Below are 16671 nucleotides of genomic sequence, written 5' to 3' on the forward strand. Positions count from 1 at the left end.
GAAGCGAATCCGTCACTTCTAGCCACAACATTTCAGTAATACTGTTGTGAATAGTTGCCTGTCGCGTTCCTACACTATTCAAGTGAAAAATGCAGTTGTTTTGGAAGAATAGAGTAGATGACATTCTATGGAGAGTGTAAGCGCCCGAAGATGCAATTTCGGGCACTCTTGCACGTTGTACAATGTGTTCCTTGCTTACTTTTAGTAAAGATTATGCATCTAATTCATGTGATGTCTTATAGAAAGTGACACTTCTTTAATAAAAAAAGAAAAACCCATATAGAAAGCATCAGCCGCCAAAATTGCATCTTTGGCGGCTTTTCTCCAGTTAAGCAGCCAGCTATTCTTTCGTCCCAAAAAGCATCAGCACTACGTGTACTTATGCATTTGGAGCAGGGCGGATGAAGGTCCACCATACGATTACCGAAAAGATGTGTAGGGATGCGACAAAGTCGTATCCCTACACATCCAGACATCTCGATAACGGTATAGTAGTCGTTCAATCCAAAGCAATCCAAAGCAATCCAAATGCAACTATACACGTAGCACCCAGTGCGTAATCAAGTTATTTGCTGGTTAATTTTGGTTAATCAACAGACGTGTTTTTTAACTATATATTTCTTTCTTCGACGCTTTCACAAGCTCCTCCACCGTCATTAAATCATTGCGGTGAAAAGCAGCAACAATCGCACTGCCTACAATGACTCCGTCTGCAAGGGCACCAATTGACTGGACCTGTTCAGGTGTTGAAATACCAAACCCAGCTAGCACGGGGACAGGACTTACCGCTTTCAATTGCTCCAAATGGGCAGCAAGATCATCGCCAAATCCATCCCGCACCCCTGTAATACCATTTACCGTCACTGCGTACACAAAGCCTTCAGCTGCAGCTGTTATTTTCTTAATCCGTTCTGGTGGGCTCGTTAGCGAGACCAGTGGAATGAGTGCAATTTCGGATTTTTCAAGGGAATTCTGCAATAGCCCACTTTCTTCGTGTGGCAAGTCAGGCACAATCAGCCCGCTGATTCCACTGTCCTGACAATCCTTCGCAAATTGATCAATGCCATAGCTTAAAATCGGATTCAAATAAGTCATAATTACAAGCGGAACGGTAACTTCATTCTTAAACGAAGCAAGTTCCTTCACTACCTTACGAAGGGTTATTCCTTTAGCGAGTGCCCGTTCTCCCGCCTCTTCTATCACTGGACCGTCTGCCACCGGATCTGAAAATGGAATGCCCAGTTCGATTGCGGTCACGCCTGTTTGTTGGAGAAATAAAATAGTGTTCTTTATCGTTTCAAGCCCGCCGTCGCCCGCCATTATATAGGGCACAAACGCTTTATCACCCCGGGCTACACAATCCGTAATTGCGTTAGTTAAGTCTTGCTTAGTCATTCAATCCACCTCCTAAAGCATCGCGGACCGTTTGGACATCTTTATCGCCACGTCCTGAAAGGCAAATAACGAGAATTTCTTCCTCACCCATCGTACCCGCCAGTTCGACTGCATAGTGAACCGCATGGGCACTTTCAAGTGCGGGGATGATTCCTTCTACTTTTGCCAATAACTGCAATCCTTGCAATGCACCTGCATCCGTTACAGATGTATACGTAACGCGCCCGATGTCATGCAAATGGCTATGTTCCGGACCGACGGCAGGATAATCAAGACCTGCTGAAATGGAGTGCGCTTCCTGGATAAATCCATCATTATCTTGCAACACATACATATATGCCCCGTGCAGAACGCCTTCTTTACCATCTGCAATTGCAGCCGCATGGAGTCCCGTTTCAATGCCACTTCCCGCCGCTTCAACGCCGTACAAACCAACGTCTTCATCGTCAATAAATGGATGGAACATGCCGATCGCATTGCTCCCGCCCCCGATGCACGCAACAATTGCATCTGGCAGACGCCCTTCTTTCTCCACAATTTGTCGTCTCGTTTCCACACCGATAACACGTTGGAAATCACGGACAATTCTCGGGAACGGATGCGGACCGAGAGCTGAACCTAATATGTAGTGCGTGTCTTCCACGTTCGCCACCCAATAGCGTAGCGCCTCATTCACGGCATCTTTCAGTGTACCTGATCCTTTATTAACCGAAACTACTTTGGCTCCAAGTAACTCCATGCGGAAAACATTCAATTCCTGTCTGCGAATATCTTCTTTCCCCATATAAATAACGCATTCAAGATTAAATAAAGCGCATACTGTTGCCGTTGCTACGCCGTGCTGACCTGCTCCGGTTTCCGCAACAATTTTCTTTTTACCCATACGCATCGCAAGGAGTGCCTGGCCGACTGTATTATTAATTTTATGGGCGCCCGTATGGTTTAAATCTTCCCGTTTAAGATAAATCTTCGCTCCGCCCGCTTCTTTTGTAAGTCTTTCCGCAAAGTACAGCGGTGTCTCGCGTCCGACAAAATCCTTTAAGTAATAACTTACTTCATCTGTGAAAATGGGATCGGCAATCGCATCATCATAAGCAGCCTCTAGTTCGATAAGTGCTGTCATTAATGTTTCAGGAACAAACTGTCCGCCAAATCTTCCATATCGCCCTGCCCGCATCGTTTGAGTTACATTCAATTCTTTTACCATCGCTTATCTCTCCTCATCTTTGACTGCCTTAATGAATGCGCGAATCAAATTGTCATCTTTTCTTCCCATACTTTCTACTCCGCTTGAAACGTCCACCATATATGGATGTACCGTCCTGATTGCTTGTGCAACATTATCCGCGTTCAGTCCGCCCGCCAGAATGACTTTGTCCGATTGTACACCAACGTCTTTCATTAGTTGCCAATCGAAGGTCATTCCGCTACCACCTTTAAAGTCCGTTCCAGGTGTATCGAACAAAAAGTAGTCTGTTTCATAGCGTGCGGATCGCTTTGCATCTTCATCGCTGTAAACTGATAACACTTTAATAGAAGGAAGTCCGACTTTTTTGATGAAATCTGAACTTTCATCACCATGAAATTGAACAAAGTCTAGCGGTACTTCCCGGAAAGTTTGCTCAATTTCATCCTGTGATGCATCTACAAATACGCCGATTTTCAGTACGCCAGGTGGAATATCCCTCGCTAACTCTTGTGCTTCGGCGATTGTCACTTGCCGCCTGCTTGGAGCAAAGACAAAGCCGATTGCATCCACTCCAGCTTCGACTGCTGTTTTCACGTGTTGTGGTTCCATTAATCCACAAATTTTCACCTTCGTCATCGGACTACCCTCGGTAATGCAACTTGCAGCGATTGGAGAGCTCTAGCGACTGCACCACTGCGCATCAATGATTCGCCAACGAGGACAGCACTCGCACCAGCATCCGCTACGAATAACGCATCTTCCGATTCCCAGATACCACTTTCGCTGATGAGGACACGTTCTTCATCAAATGGAAACAGGGCTGCAATCTCTTCTGTTCTCTTTAAATCGACTTTAAATGTGCGGAGATCACGATTATTTACACCTATCAGTTTTGCGTTGATGGCGATTGCACGTTTCAGCTCCGCCTCATCATGTACTTCAACCAGTACTTCCAGTCCGGATGCCAACGCATAGGCATGGAGATTACTGAGTTCGTCATCAGTGAGAGCGGCAACAATTAGTAGAATGACAGATGCACCAGCATTTTTCGCACGGTCAATCTGTACGGTATGGATGATAAATTCCTTACATAGCAACGGAATTGGAACATTGTCCGCGACAGCCGCCAGGTCCTTGAAAGAGCCCTTGAAAAAGTGATTATCCGTCAATACTGAAATGCACGCTGCGCCTGCGTTGTAGTAAGAAATCGCTTGTGCAACAGGGTCTGCACCTTCCGCGATAAGTCCTTTCGAAGGAGATGCACGCTTCATCTCTGCTATGACTTGCAAATGCTCTGTTTTATATAACTTTTTGAATAAAGAAGGACGCGACGGACGGGTTTCTTGTAACACATCCTGCTCCGCCAACATATTCAGCACTTCACGCCGTTTCACGTGTAATATTTCATCCAAAATCGTCATTTCGCCACCGCCTTTGCAACAATTTTAGTACTGAATGCCACGACTGCATCTAGCTTTTGCAACGCTTTTCCAGACAAAATACTATCTGTCGCCTGTTTGACACCTTCTTGGATCGTCCCTGCTTGCCCATTTGCAAATAATCCGATGCCTGCATTGAAAACAACTGTATCGAAATGAGGACCGCGTCGTCCATTGAAAATCGCACGAATGGTTGCTGCATTTTCCTTCGCGTCGCCCCCACGTATAGCTGAAATCGGTGCCGAGGTAAGGCCCACGTCATCTGCTGTCAGTGAAAACGGGATTAAATCACCTTTATCAAGAAGCACAAATGTATTTTGCCCCGCAAGTGAGGCTTCGTCCATTCCACCCGATCCCGATACGACAATTGCCCGCTCTCTGCCAAGCATGCGCAATACGGATGCATATTCCATCGTGAAGTTCGGCCTGTTAATACCCGTGAACTGTGTTTTCAATGGGATTGGATTTGTCAGAGGCCCTACGAGATTGAAGATGGTTGGCTTACCAATTTGCTGCCGGATAGCACCAATTCGCTTCATTTTCGGATGGACGTTCGGTGCATATAAGAAGGTGATCCCTTCCTGCTTAAGAAGTTCAATTGTTTCATCTAAGCTGAAATTCGTATGAATGCCGAGTGCTTCCAATACATCGGAGCTTCCCGCGGCACTTGATATTTTCCGATTGCCATGCTTAGCGATAGATGCGCCCGCACCTGCCAAAACGAACGCGGATGCCGTACTAATATTGAACGTATTTGAGCCGTCTCCGCCCGTACCGCAGTTATCCATAAATGTTTCCCGTGGAACATTTACTCGAAGCGCAAACGATTTCATAACCGAAGCAAGTGCCGCAACCTCGTGAGCCGTTTCCCCTTTTCGTGACAATGCCACAAGGAAATCAGCCACGTCTGGCGATTCCGTTTGTTCAGCAAACATCAGCTTTGAAGCTTCCACCATTTCTTCATACATCAAATGCTCGCCCAACTCTACTCTTCTCACAAAACTTCTCATTTCAATCTCTCCTCTGCTCTGCTAAGCTCTTTCTCACAATCAATTCATCATCGATTTAGTTCACGACTTCCAACAAGGACTTGGCTTTATTGGCCGTCTCCATGAATTCTGCTGTCGGATCTGACGCTTGCACAATTCCTGCTCCTGCCTGGACGTATGCTTTTCCGCCTTTTACAACCATCGTGCGAATCGTCAGCGCAAAATCCATATTGCCGTTGAAACCGATGTAACCAATTGCCCCGCCGTAAATACCCCGGTCCATTTTCTCCAATTCATCAATCAATTCCATTGCACGTTTTTTCGGTGTACCTGTTACAGTACCCGCCGGAAGACATGCCGTTAACGCGTCCAATGAATGTAGCACTGGCGACAATATCCCCTCTGCTTCCGATACAATATGCATCACATGCTCGTAACGGACGACTTCCATATAACTTGTGACGTGCACCGAATCTGGAAGGCATACTTTCTGCAAATCTTTCCGTCCAAGCTCGACAAGCATATCGTGTTCCGAAAGTTCTTTTGGATCTGCCAACAACTCTTTTTCAAGTGCTAGATCTTCTGCTTTATCTACACCACGTCGGCGTGTTCCTGCAATTGGATTCGTCATCACTTTGCCATTCGATACACTTACAATACTTTCTGGGGACGTACCTAAAACGACATGATCATCGAATTCCATATAGTACATATAAGGTGAAGGATTACGCTTTCTTAGCTTTCGGTATAATGAAAACGGATCGCCGTTAAAGTCCGCTACTAAACGTCTAGACAGTACGACTTGCTCGACTTCACCTTGCTCGATATACCCTTTTGCAACGCGTACCAACTCTTCAAATTGCTGTTGTGTGACAGAACAGCTATAATCCGATATTACAAAAGCCGACTCTTCTTTTTCCGGTCCCGACAACATACTTTCTTCCAGTGCATCCAAGTCAGGAGCGCTTTGTTCTGGATTAATTTCTGTATGCAACAACGTCACTTCATTCAACACATGGTCAAAAACAATAATGGTTTCGTAAATATTGAAATTAACATCTGGGAATCCCATATCGTCATGGGAACGCGTCACACTGTCAGAACCTGCCCCATATCCCACGTAACCGACTGCTCCACCTGTGAATGGAAAATCGATATCGTCCGTAATTCGAGGCATCAATCGTTTCAACAGCACAAACAAATCACCCTCGTGTACATATTTCTTGCCCGTAGCATAAACATGTTCTTCAAGTTTTCCTTCGCGTCCGCTGTACGATTTCAGTGGATCCATCCCAAGGAAGGAGTAGCGCCCAGATCCCTCGCGCTTCGAAGAACTTTCTAGTAAAAACTTTCTTTTGCCCTGCATTCTTCTGAATATCAATATAGGAGTTAATGAATCCCCATTTAACTTCTTCATTGTCGTCCGTAAACTCGTCTGTTCTCTACTCATCTCTGCTCAGCTCTCCTCTTTTTTGGTATAAAAAAAGTCCCCTGCAAAAGGACAGATTAGTCCGATTGCAGAGGACGGAATTTACCGCGTTGCCACCTCTAATTGAAGCATTACTGCTTCCACTTAGCGTGTCTAAAAGACACATCCCGTAACGTGGGATCTCACGTCCTACTTGAAAAACGATTCAAGTAGACTCTCATAAGTCCATTCACACCGGCCGCGAATCAGTTTCCACCACCCACTGACTCTCTATAATCGCGCTCCTGTGCTACTCTTCTTATTCATCAATTTCTCAGCTATGCTCTTCTCAACTCGTCTGTCGTGGGCGGTACCGCTCTCGGTACCTTCTGCCCGTCTCTTTAAAAATGTTATTCCCATCGTATTACAAGTCTAGTTAGTTGTCAATCTTTTCTGTTTCATTCGCACCTGACTTAAAATTGAGGCGTCTTTTTTTGCGTGATTGCAACTTCTTGGTTTTAATTGCAACTTTGAACTTTGAACTTTTAACTGCAACTCCGAACTTTTAACTGCAACTCCGAAATTCTAACTGCAACTCCGAAATTCTAACTGCAACTCCGAACTTTTAACTGCAACTCCGAACGTCTAACTGCAACTCCAAACTTCTAATTGCAACTCCAAACTTCTAACTACAACTCCGAACTTCTAACTGCAACTCCGAACTTCTAACTGCAACTCCGAACTTCTAACTGCAACTCCGAACTTCTAACTGCAACTCCACGGTTTTGAACATTTCCCATAGACGCGCTACAATAGAGGAAAGAACTTTCTAGATAGGATGACATACATGAGAATCAATAAATATTTAAGCGAAGCAGGAATTGTTTCACGCCGCGGCGCGGATAAATGGATAGAAGATGGACGTATTACAATTAACGGGCAGCTTGCCGAACTCGGCAGTAAAGTCGAAGATGGCGACGAAGTCCACGCTGATGGAAAACTGGTGAAGACAGAAGAGCAACTCGTCTATCTTATGCTCAACAAACCTGTTGGTATTACCAGCACGACAGAACGCCATATTAAAGGAAATGTTGTCGACTTCGTCAATCACCCTCTACGGGTTTTCCATATCGGTCGGCTCGACAAAGATTCAGATGGACTTCTGCTTCTGACAAATGACGGCGATATCGTCAATGAAATTTTGCGCGAAGAAAATGGCCACGAAAAAGAATATATCGTCACTGTCGATCAACCGATCACCAAGGAATTCATCAGACAAATGGAGTCTGGCGTCCCGATTTTAGATACAGTGACAAAACCATGCAAAATAAAACAGCTCGGACCACGGAAATTCAACTTGACATTGACGCAAGGTCTGAACCGCCAAATCCGCCGTATGTGTTCCGCACTTGGTTACAATGTACGGAAATTGCAACGAACGCGTATTATGAATATCCATCTCGGCGATTTGCCGAATGGGAAATGGCGTGACTTGACTGAGGATGAACTGTCGGAAATGTTCAAGATGTTGAATTATGAACCGAAACGTTAATATAAAAAAGATATCCCACACCTACTAAACTTTGGTGTGGGATATCTTTTTATATTAACTACCTTATACGTCAACCATCTCTAAAAATTGTCGCGTCCGTTCGTTGGTCGAGTGATTGAAAAATGTATGCGGGTCTGCATTTTCAATGATACAGCCTTCGTCCAGCATAACAATTCGGTCTGCTACTTCTTTTGCAAACTTCATTTCATGGGTAACTACGACCATCGTCATGCCTTCATTGGCGAGATCCTGCATTACTTGAAGTACTTCTCCGACAAGTTCCGGATCAAGCGCTGATGTCGGTTCGTCGAACAAGAGCGCTTTGGGTTCCATTGCAAGGGCCCGTGCAATGGCGACACGCTGTTTTTGACCACCTGATAGTTTGCCTGGATATACGTCTGCTTTATCAGATAAGCCGACTTTCTCCAAGATAACACGCGCCTCTTTCTCTGCACGTTCCTTCTTCATCTTCTTGACAATTATTGGTGCCTCCGTGACGTTTTCAAGTACTGTCTTATGTGGGAAAAGGTTAAAATGCTGGAACACCATGCCTACTTCGGCACGCACATTCGACAAGTCATCTTTCTTCAGATCAACTTGTCGTCCATCAATTGTAATTTCACCTTCATTCGGCATTTCAAGGAAGTTCAGACAGCGAAGCAAGGTACTTTTACCCGAGCCACTAACACCAATTAGCACAACAACTTCCCCGGTTTCCACGTCTAGGTCGATTCCTTTCAGCACTTCAAGATCGCCGAATGACTTGTGAAGGTTTTTTGTTTTAATCATTTAATTTCCTCCTCATATACTGTCAACATCCAGCTTTTTCTCATACCATTTCAGTAACGCGGAGAAGATTAGTACAAGTACGAGATAATACATCCCAACGACTAGGAATGTTTCGAATGGCTGGAATGAGGCTGCCGCTTCCCTGTTTGCCAGCCCGAACATTTCCGAAACACCAATAACGTACACAAGTGATGAATCTTTCATGGTAATTATGAACTGGTTTCCAAGTGGCGGAATCGCACGGCGAAGCGCTTGTGGAAAAATAATTCTTCGCATTGCTTGCCGACGGTTCATGCCAACTGCAAGACTTGCTTCTTCTTGCCCACGATCGATTCCCTGTATGGCGCCCCGGAAAATTTCCGCAATATAAGCACCATTATGAATACCCAGCGCAATTGCACCTGCCCAGAAATTCGAGAGGACGACGATATTCGTAATTCCATAATATAAAAACATAATTTGGACAATCAGCGGAGTCCCACGGATTAAAGTAATATACAGGTTTGCGATTGTCTGTAAAATTTTTGATTTGGATATCTTCATTAATGCAAAAACTATACCTAGTGCAGTACCTAACACGAGTGCAATTGCTGTAATTTCCAACGTGATAAGTGCAGCTTTTAAAAATCCTGGGTACGTTCGTATGAATACCTCATAAAGTGTTGTAAATATCTCTGGCACTAGTTATACCCTCTTTCCGTAGTCAAGTCTGTGGAGTCATTCATTCTAAAAGCTCCACACCTTCCAGATCGAGGTCTAGTAGATTTCGGTCAAACCATTTCTTAGAAATTTCATCATACGTGCCATCTTCAATTATTTCTTTCAGCGCTTTATCAATGGCTTCCCTTAATGCATCATTGTCAGGTCGTACAGCGATGGAAGGCTGCTCTACCCAAAGTGGCTTTCCAACTTCTTTAATTTTAAAATCATTGTCAATTGCTTCATAGCCAACAATATCGGCCGTGATAACCGCATCGAGACGGCCTTTTATAGTCAAATCTTTTAGTGCAACAACATCACTGCTATAATACTGGATATCGTCCGAAAGGGTTTGTGCAGGTTTTTCATATGTAGATTGGGCCACGACGCCGATCTTTTTCCCTTTCAAATCATCCTCAGACTTAATATCCACATTATCTTCGGATACAAAAATCATTCCGCCTGAGTAATAGTAAGGTTCAGTAAAACTCACCTGCTTTGCGCGCTCTTTTGTATAAGCCATCGATCCGATGATTGCATCGTACTTTTTACCGATTAGCCCCTGCATGATTGTTTCGAAAGGATTTGTCACTGGGTTCGCCTTTAGCCCCATCTTATCAGCAATTGCCTCACCAATTTCTATATCAAAACCAGTTAACTTCCCTTTTTCTTCAAAGTTAAACGGCTTATAAACACCACTTGCAGCAAAAGTTAGACTCCCCTTTTTCATAAGTTCATAACTTTCGTCGCCGTCACTTTTTTCATCTTTGGCATCCTTCTTAGTCGCGCATGCCGATAATACTAGCACCGAAACAGTCAGCAATAGAAATAATGATTTTAACTTCCCCATAGTAAAACTTCTCCCCTTTTTATCATCCCGGATGTTTTTCCGGTTTTTACCTTACTCTCTATCTCGTTCCCTATTCATTTTCTACTAAACATAAATATTCAATGGATTTGAACTTCATTGCATATTAGGTGTAATGGAAAGTGATTCACTTTGATTGGTAATTTGCAAGTGTAATAGCGATTCTGTCTAGTATTTCAGGCGTCGTGTCATTCAAATAGTTATTAATCATAATAGAAAAAGTAAGCATTTCTCCATCTTTTGTTGTAACGTAGCCCGACAATGCGGTGACTCCGTTCAATGCACCCGTTTTCGCTTGTACGTTGCCTGCTGCCGCTGTCCCTTTCATACGATTGCGCAATGTTCCTCCAACAAACCGTTCTTCATTTCCCGCTACAGGAAGTGCCTTCAAAAATGCTGGATACCATGGTTTTGTCTGTGCTGTGTAGAGCAGTTTTGTCACTTCATTCGCTGTTACGAGATTTTTATGGGACATGCCTGACCCATCGCGCAACAACATGTTCTTGGTATCAAGTCCCAGAGTAGCGAGAGTTGCTTCTACGACTGAAAGCCCCTTATCCCAACTGCCCTCACCACCTATAGTACGCCCCATCTCTTTGACTAGTACTTCGGCATGTCCGTTATTACTTAATTTCATGAAGGGAATAAACAATTCATTTAGTGGCATTGAATTTTTTGACGTCAGTAAAGTGGCCCCTTTTGCCACTTTTTTGCGCTCAATTTTCGTAGCCGTCGAGAACGTAATACCTAGTTCTTCAATTGTTTTTTTAAATATGCTAATGGTGTAGTTCGTCGGTTCCCAGACCGATGCCCAAGTGCGTGTTTTTTTTGAGCCTTCTGGAATCGTCCCGGAAACGATAACAGTATTTGTACCGTGTTGCCTTTCAACCGTAATACTTTTGGTGCCTTTTTTAGCTACCGTTTGAGTCTTGTTGACGATTGTCAGGTAGCTATTTGCTGGCACCATGGCGACTTGTCCCGCCTGTCCTGATTTCCTGGCCGGATTCACTTCGACGATGACCGTTCCTGCATCATAGTCGTCATTTGGCGATAGCGTCAGTGCGGACACCTGCGAACCTGTATAGTAGGGTTCATCAGACCAGTTTAGATCTTGGGAAAGCCTAATGTCATCGTACCAAGTATCATCCCCGTAAACGTTTCCTGCGATGGAGCTGATCCCCTTCGCTTTTAATACGGATACGAATGCCTTCAGGTCGTTCTTCGTTAGTGTCGGGTCGCCTCTTCCTTTTAAATAGAGATTGCCGTGCAGCACGCCGCTCTCTATTCGCCCATCCATATACAAGTCAGTCTTAAACATATGCTCTTGTCCAATTGTTTCAAGTGCCGCAGCACCAGTCAGTAATTTCATGACGGATGCAGGGTGGACCCGTGTATCACCTAGATGGGAATAGACAACTTCGCCGGTGGATGCCTCGCGAATACTTACCGCAGTCGTCGCGCCTTGCAATCTTGGATCTTTCAGAATTTCGTCAATGTCATGAAATTCACGCGGTTTATGCGGTTCATCCGGTTTACCAACTACTTCGTCCACTTTAACAACGGAGACTGTCGTATTGTCTGGAGCGGTGGTATGGTTATCCTTGTCGTTAAATCCGTTTATCAGCAAGACAATCGTCGCAATCACTAGTAGTACGCTTATTAATTTCAATAGTTGACTCTTTTTCAATCGACCTTCGCCTCCCAACCAGTTAAGTAAATTATTCCTTATAATAAACAAACAAAAACGGTTTTCCAATCAATATAATAGGGGATAAAGCTATAGAGAGAGAAACGGAAGCACACTGATCCATCTCTCACCATTTTTTAAGAGAGGTGTATATTTTGGTTCATAAAGACCCTGAGAATGGAATCGCAACTGCGATCATCCATATATTAAAAGAAGGAAAAAGAGATACATTCCATGAAATCATGAAGGAATTGAAACCTTTCGATATTGCAAATCAGTATAAAAACTTACCAGTGAAACATGGTCCATTATTTTTAGAATTCCTTACATTGGATGAATTAACCGGGTTATTACGTCATTTATCACAGGATGATCAGCTCCGTGCTTTGCGAACAATCGGTCCTTCCCGTTCTACGGATATAGTAGATCTTATGAAAAATGATGACCTTGCTTTCCTGTTATCGGGACTTCCCCAAAAAGAGGCAGATGCATTAATTGCCGAAATGAAACAAGAAGAAATGGATATCATTCGGAAAATCATGAATTATCCACCAAAAACGGCCGGTAGAGCGATGACGAACCGCTTCGTGTGGATCCATAAATCATATTCTGTCGAGCGGGCAGTAAAGAAACTAAAGAGTTACGCTGCACTTGCGGAGTATCTGAACTACCTGTATGTCCTTGACGATGATAAAAAGCTTATCGGAGTTGTCTCTTACCGCGATCTGTTACTTGCGGAACCAGGTGATGAGATAGAAAACGTCATGTCACGGAACGTTGTCAAAGTGAGTGTGCTAACAAAGCAGGAAGAAGTCGCCAAGATTATTGCCCGTTACGATTTCGTTTCACTGCCTGTCACTGATGACGAAGGTGTTCTGCTCGGTATCATCACTGTGGATGACGTCCTTGATATTGTCGTCCGAGAAGCGAATGAAGATATTGAAATGCTACTGGCCTCCGGGAAAGCGATTGACTTCAGAACGAAGCCGTTAGTTGCCGCCAGAAGACGTTTGCCATGGCTAATTTTACTGCTGTTCATCGGACTTGTTTCTGGAAGTATCATATCCCGTTTCGAAGCGACGCTTGAAGCCGTTGTCGCGCTCGCCTTCTTCATGCCTATGATTGCCGGAATGACCGGCAATACTGGAACACAATCACTTGCCGTCGTTGTCCGCGGTCTCGTATCCGAGGATCTTGATACGAAAAAAATGCTGAAACTTATTTTTCGGGAGCTGTTAGTCGGGATTATTATCGGTATTGTCTGTTCCATCGTCATTTCAGTTATTGCTTATATTTGGCAAGGTAGTTTTGTGCTCGGACTCGTCGTTGGCGCCTCTTTACTTATCACACTTATTATCGGAACGTTGGCGGGTACAATCATCCCGCTCGTTTTGCACAAATTCAATGTGGATCCCGCAGTTGCATCGGGCCCGCTTATTACCACCATCAACGATATATTGTCGCTTTTAATTTATTTCGGAATCGCGACAATGTTCATTTCAAAATTGATGTGAATCAAAGAGGAAGCGACTTTACTCAATTGGGTAAAGTCGTTCCTTTTCTACTAGTCACGAAAGTGGATGAATTATTTACAATACCGAACAAGCCATCCATCCGGACTTCCTGAAATTCCAGTCCCTCGCCATCCTTCTTCAAGCAATTTTTGCTGAGCTTTTGTATCTTGCATCGGAATGAATTGCTCCACTTGCCATTCGACCCCCTCTTTATGAAGATGTTTCATAAAAACATAACGTAACACTCCACCGTATTTCTTTTTCAGCGCGGCAATTTCCATCTGTTGTGAGAACTTGTCCTTGAGACTTGCGATGTTGAACGGAGCAACCGTTGCGCAGACGTACTTATAGTCTGCCACTTTCAACTGCTCCATTAGCATGTCTGCCATAATCTTTTGCAGACGGTAGCCACGATAGCGTGGAGAAACAGTCGATATCTCCTGATAAACAACAGAACCCAATTCCGTCAAGTCAAGCCCGACATCGGAACCGAGATGCTCTTCATCAGCTCCTGGGACAAGTAACGCACGGAAAGCGACGAGTCTTCCATCCGCAAACACCACTACCATCTTACCGCCGCCAGCCAAAATATATTCGTACTCTTTTGCGATAATATAGATAACGAACTTGGATTATCGAGTACATAGACCACTTCTTTCTGCACACGTATAATTTCATCAAGGTCTTTCAGATGCAGTCGTCGAATATAAAATGGGTGATTATCTTTCAACAGACCACTAAAGAGAATATCCATCTTCTTGTCCCTCCGCTTCGTCGGATTAAGACTGGCATGCTATACTTAAGTAGACTATTGACTGAATAGGGTGATTATTACCGTGATAAATTTAAAAAGTATTGGCCAAATTGGGGTTCCTGTAAGAGATATTGATCGAGCTATTTCGTTTTACAAAGACATACTTGAATTACCACTTTTATTCAACACAGATACAATGGCTTTCTTCGACTGCGACGGTGTCCGTCTTATGCTTAGTCTTCCCGAAAAAGAACAGTTCACAAACGCGAGTTCCGTCCTTTATTTTCAAGTAGACGACATCACAACAAGCTATAATCAGATGAAAGAAAAAGGAGTCTCATTTATCGATAAACCGCATGCCGTCGCAAAGATGATCTCCACAGAAACGTGGATGGTATTTTTCAATGACACGGAAGGCAATACACATGCACTAACGAACGAAGTGGAGGTTTAATTCGGATTATAGGTGTTACACGTGAAACAAAACATCGATTTGGATGACTTTATGATTGGTCGCCATTCTTTATCCATAAAAAAGGGTTGCCCTGTCAGTTATGAAAAACTGATGGTGCAACCTTTCTTTAATCAATCAAACTTTAAAGAATTCGATTTGCTCTAGCAAGTCTTCAGCTAAAGGGGTTAATGCCCCTGCCAATGCTGAAATTTCTCTCAAATAGTTTCCTAACAAAAATAACACCGTCAACGACAGTACTACTCTGTGTACTAATATGAAATTCCAACACGAAAACCGATATTATCACCTTGCAGTAGTTCACCGTAAGCAAAAGCAGCTGTGTCACCAACGGATATTTGTTTACCGTCCTCTGGCAACAAATCGCGCTCAGTTCTGTAGTCACCAACTGCAACACCATCCGGTAAATAAGTAGGGCATACAATTGTCCACTCAAGCCCCGATTGACGCAGCATGCCATATACTTTATGGTGCTCCTCCGCTGCAAAAGTTAGTCGGCGATTTGTATCTCCAGCTTCATAACGCAGTTTTTCGGGATCAATCTTACTTTGCAAGATGCCTGCTGTCCCAATTGTGACAAGCCGATTAATTCCTGTATCCTCCATCGCTCTTATCATATGAGGGACTGCCTCTGTCAACGTTGTCGTCTTGTCTGTACCTAGCGAACTAAATACAACTTCCATTCCAGCAACAGCATGCGAAACTGCTACAACATCACGGACATCACCTCGGATAATTGTTAACCTGTCATGTGGTGCCAATTTCTCAGGTGAACGGACAAGTACCGTCACTTCATGCCCTTCTGCTAATGCTAAATTTAGGACTTCCCCACCCACGCGCCCTGTTGCCCCAAACAATGCGATTTTCATAAGAAACATCTCCATTCTATAAATTACTTCCTCATTTTATTAATAAATAAACGCCCGTAAATAGCAAAATACCGTATGTGAAGATCCGAAAGGTCTTTTGACTGATATGACGGAACAGCAGTTGTCCCAGGTACATTCCAGTAAATACAAGCGGCAGTGCCATTCCGATTGAGGTCCAGATACCTTTATTTGTGCCAACAAAAAGCACTTGAATGAGTAGACTAACGGAATAAATGAATAAATAAAACGCGAGTGTCGTTGCCCGTAATGTTTCTTTTTGCATAGCCGTTCCTGCAAAGTAGAGCAAAATCGGCGGACCTGGCATGCCAATTCCTGTCGTCAATGTACCGGATAATCCGCCAACAAAAAAGTCCCCGCGTTTAGTTCTCTTAATGCGAAGGTTCAGGACAAGCAGCAGTGTTAGCAAAAGAAGAACGATGCCTATGCCCGTTTTCAATTTGTTGATATCCGCCGAAATGAACAAAATGATACCAATTGGCAGTCCAGATAAGCTCCCGATTATTAACTTTTTTAATAGGTCTGTATCCACATCTTTACGTATTTTGGCGATAAGTGCACTCGAAATAACAAGCGACAAAACTATGTTTATCTGAATGGCCTCCATCGGATTGAAAATCATGAGTAGAAAAGGTGTCGCCATGATTGAAAAACAAAATCCTGTACTTGTCTGTAAAATGGACGCAAAAAGTATAATCGTAATAAATATGAAAGTTGTCACCCTAACACCGCTTTCTAGTTCATTTCAAGTGTAACAGACTAATTGTAACGCAATTTATGCTCGGTCTCTCATGCTATATGCTCGGTTCGCACGCTATATGATCGGTCGGCTTGCTTATATGCTCGGTTAGCATGCTATATGATCGGTCAGCTTGCTTATATGCTCGGTTCGCACGCTATATGATCGGTCGGCTTGCTTATATGCTCGGTTAGCATGCTATATGATCGGTCAGCTTGCTTATATGCTCGGTTCGCACGCTATATGATCGGTCGGCTTGCTTATATGCTCGGTTCGCACGCTATATGATC

17 protein-coding genes and 1 other annotated feature are annotated in these 16671 nt (G+C 43.8%); of the genes, 3 read left to right on the forward strand and 14 right to left on the reverse strand.

Annotated features, from left to right (window positions below; all coding sequences use genetic code 11):
* Positions 1 to 606: 606 nt before the first annotated feature.
* From trpA to I2484_RS15440, 6 genes are read right to left on the reverse strand one after another with little or no spacing between them, the layout of a single operon-like run.
* Positions 607 to 1395 carry a tryptophan synthase subunit alpha gene (gene trpA, locus I2484_RS15415; RefSeq protein ID WP_207151935.1) on the reverse strand — a complete coding sequence of 263 codons (789 nt, stop codon included), beginning with the start codon at positions 1393 to 1395 and terminating at the stop codon, positions 607 to 609.
* Positions 1388 to 2602, reverse strand: a complete 1215-nt coding sequence (gene trpB / locus I2484_RS15420; RefSeq protein ID WP_207151936.1) for a tryptophan synthase subunit beta — start codon at positions 2600 to 2602, stop codon at positions 1388 to 1390. Before trpB ends, trpA begins: the two co-directional genes overlap by 8 nt.
* A gap of 3 nt (positions 2603 to 2605) precedes the next feature.
* Positions 2606 to 3220 carry a phosphoribosylanthranilate isomerase gene (locus I2484_RS15425; RefSeq protein WP_207151937.1) on the reverse strand — a complete coding sequence of 205 codons (615 nt, stop codon included), beginning with the start codon at positions 3218 to 3220 and terminating at the stop codon, positions 2606 to 2608.
* Positions 3217 to 4005, reverse strand: a complete 789-nt coding sequence (gene trpC / locus I2484_RS15430; RefSeq protein WP_207151938.1) for an indole-3-glycerol phosphate synthase TrpC — start codon at positions 4003 to 4005, stop codon at positions 3217 to 3219. The genes I2484_RS15425 and trpC overlap by 4 nt, the downstream gene beginning before the upstream one ends.
* Positions 4002 to 5033 carry an anthranilate phosphoribosyltransferase gene (gene trpD, locus I2484_RS15435; RefSeq protein WP_207151939.1) on the reverse strand — a complete coding sequence of 344 codons (1032 nt, stop codon included), beginning with the start codon at positions 5031 to 5033 and terminating at the stop codon, positions 4002 to 4004. Before trpD ends, trpC begins: the two co-directional genes overlap by 4 nt.
* 55 nt (positions 5034 to 5088) lie before the next feature.
* Positions 5089 to 6462 (reverse strand): anthranilate synthase component I family protein, encoded by a 1374-nt coding sequence (locus I2484_RS15440; RefSeq protein WP_207151940.1) that lies wholly within the window; start codon positions 6460 to 6462, stop codon positions 5089 to 5091.
* Positions 6463 to 6529: 67 nt separating this feature from the next.
* Positions 6530 to 6756 (reverse strand) — a binding site (T-box leader).
* Positions 6757 to 7267: 511 nt separating this feature from the next.
* On the opposite strand from I2484_RS15440, the gene rluF reads away from it, so the two are divergent.
* Complete coding sequence (rluF, locus tag I2484_RS15445) at positions 7268 to 7972, forward strand: 23S rRNA pseudouridine(2604) synthase RluF (RefSeq protein WP_207151941.1); 705 nt, start codon at positions 7268 to 7270, stop codon at positions 7970 to 7972.
* A 63-nt stretch (positions 7973 to 8035) separates the two neighbouring features.
* Here the strand turns inward: rluF and I2484_RS15450 are convergent, their stop codons facing one another.
* The 4 genes from I2484_RS15450 to dacB form a co-directional block, all read right to left on the reverse strand.
* Positions 8036 to 8761, reverse strand: a complete 726-nt coding sequence (locus I2484_RS15450) for an amino acid ABC transporter ATP-binding protein (RefSeq protein ID WP_207151942.1) — start codon at positions 8759 to 8761, stop codon at positions 8036 to 8038.
* A gap of 12 nt (positions 8762 to 8773) precedes the next feature.
* The gene (locus tag I2484_RS15455; protein ID WP_207151943.1) at positions 8774 to 9442 is read right to left on the reverse strand and encodes an ABC transporter permease subunit; all 669 of its coding nucleotides are present in this window, start codon (positions 9440 to 9442) and stop codon (positions 8774 to 8776) included.
* A 40-nt stretch (positions 9443 to 9482) separates the two neighbouring features.
* Positions 9483 to 10310, reverse strand: coding sequence for a transporter substrate-binding domain-containing protein (locus tag I2484_RS15460; RefSeq protein WP_207151944.1), 828 nt, complete (start codon positions 10308 to 10310; stop codon positions 9483 to 9485).
* A 145-nt stretch (positions 10311 to 10455) separates the two neighbouring features.
* A complete protein-coding gene (gene dacB, locus I2484_RS15465; RefSeq protein WP_255551489.1) occupies positions 10456 to 12015 on the reverse strand; it encodes a D-alanyl-D-alanine carboxypeptidase/D-alanyl-D-alanine endopeptidase in 1560 nt (519 codons plus the stop codon).
* A 155-nt stretch (positions 12016 to 12170) separates the two neighbouring features.
* On the opposite strand from dacB, the gene mgtE reads away from it, so the two are divergent.
* Positions 12171 to 13529 carry a magnesium transporter gene (mgtE, locus tag I2484_RS15470; protein ID WP_207151945.1) on the forward strand — a complete coding sequence of 453 codons (1359 nt, stop codon included), beginning with the start codon at positions 12171 to 12173 and terminating at the stop codon, positions 13527 to 13529.
* 71 nt (positions 13530 to 13600) lie between these two features.
* Here mgtE and I2484_RS15475 read toward each other — a convergent pair whose 3' ends face one another.
* Both I2484_RS15475 and I2484_RS21595 read right to left on the reverse strand, forming a co-directional pair.
* A complete protein-coding gene (locus tag I2484_RS15475) occupies positions 13601 to 14098 on the reverse strand; it encodes a GNAT family N-acetyltransferase (RefSeq protein WP_255551490.1) in 498 nt (165 codons plus the stop codon).
* The gene (locus I2484_RS21595; protein ID WP_255551491.1) at positions 14092 to 14283 is read right to left on the reverse strand and encodes a hypothetical protein; all 192 of its coding nucleotides are present in this window, start codon (positions 14281 to 14283) and stop codon (positions 14092 to 14094) included. The genes I2484_RS15475 and I2484_RS21595 overlap by 7 nt, the downstream gene beginning before the upstream one ends.
* A 76-nt stretch (positions 14284 to 14359) precedes the next feature.
* Between I2484_RS21595 and I2484_RS15480 the strand changes: the two genes are divergently transcribed.
* The gene (locus I2484_RS15480) at positions 14360 to 14737 is read left to right on the forward strand and encodes a VOC family protein (RefSeq protein WP_481886415.1); all 378 of its coding nucleotides are present in this window, start codon (positions 14360 to 14362) and stop codon (positions 14735 to 14737) included.
* A gap of 269 nt (positions 14738 to 15006) precedes the next feature.
* Here I2484_RS15480 and I2484_RS15485 read toward each other — a convergent pair whose 3' ends face one another.
* The gene (locus I2484_RS15485; RefSeq protein WP_207151946.1) at positions 15007 to 15624 is read right to left on the reverse strand and encodes an NAD(P)-dependent oxidoreductase; all 618 of its coding nucleotides are present in this window, start codon (positions 15622 to 15624) and stop codon (positions 15007 to 15009) included.
* Positions 15625 to 15655: 31 nt separating this feature from the next.
* On the reverse strand, positions 15656 to 16363 hold the full coding sequence (locus I2484_RS15490) for a TSUP family transporter (RefSeq protein WP_207151947.1): 708 nt from the start codon (positions 16361 to 16363) through the stop codon (positions 15656 to 15658).
* Between the last annotated feature and the right edge of the window lie 308 nt (positions 16364 to 16671).

This window comes from Sporosarcina sp. E16_8 (genome assembly GCF_017347095.1).
Classification (GTDB): Bacteria; Bacillota; Bacilli; order Bacillales_A; family Planococcaceae; genus Sporosarcina.

Excerpts from the sequence above, each read along its gene's own strand:
- trpA (WP_207151935.1), bottom strand. The coding sequence starts at position 1,395 with ATGACTAAGCAAGACTTAACTAACGCAATTACGGATTGTGTAGCCCGG.
- trpB (WP_207151936.1), bottom strand. The coding sequence starts at position 2,602 with ATGGTAAAAGAATTGAATGTAACTCAAACGATGCGGGCAGGGCGATAT.
- I2484_RS15425 (WP_207151937.1), bottom strand. The coding sequence starts at position 3,220 with ATGACGAAGGTGAAAATTTGTGGATTAATGGAACCACAACACGTGAAA.
- trpC (WP_207151938.1), bottom strand. The coding sequence starts at position 4,005 with ATGACGATTTTGGATGAAATATTACACGTGAAACGGCGTGAAGTGCTG.
- trpD (WP_207151939.1), bottom strand. The coding sequence starts at position 5,033 with ATGAGAAGTTTTGTGAGAAGAGTAGAGTTGGGCGAGCATTTGATGTAT.
- I2484_RS15440 (WP_207151940.1), bottom strand. The coding sequence starts at position 6,462 with ATGAGTAGAGAACAGACGAGTTTACGGACGACAATGAAGAAGTTAAAT.
- rluF (WP_207151941.1), top strand. The coding sequence starts at position 7,268 with ATGAGAATCAATAAATATTTAAGCGAAGCAGGAATTGTTTCACGCCGC.
- I2484_RS15450 (WP_207151942.1), bottom strand. The coding sequence starts at position 8,761 with ATGATTAAAACAAAAAACCTTCACAAGTCATTCGGCGATCTTGAAGTG.
- I2484_RS15460 (WP_207151944.1), bottom strand. The coding sequence starts at position 10,310 with ATGGGGAAGTTAAAATCATTATTTCTATTGCTGACTGTTTCGGTGCTA.
- I2484_RS15475 (WP_255551490.1), bottom strand. The coding sequence starts at position 14,098 with ATGGTAGTGGTGTTTGCGGATGGAAGACTCGTCGCTTTCCGTGCGTTA.
- I2484_RS21595 (WP_255551491.1), bottom strand. The coding sequence starts at position 14,283 with ATGGATATTCTCTTTAGTGGTCTGTTGAAAGATAATCACCCATTTTAT.
- I2484_RS15485 (WP_207151946.1), bottom strand. The coding sequence starts at position 15,624 with ATGAAAATCGCATTGTTTGGGGCAACAGGGCGCGTGGGTGGGGAAGTC.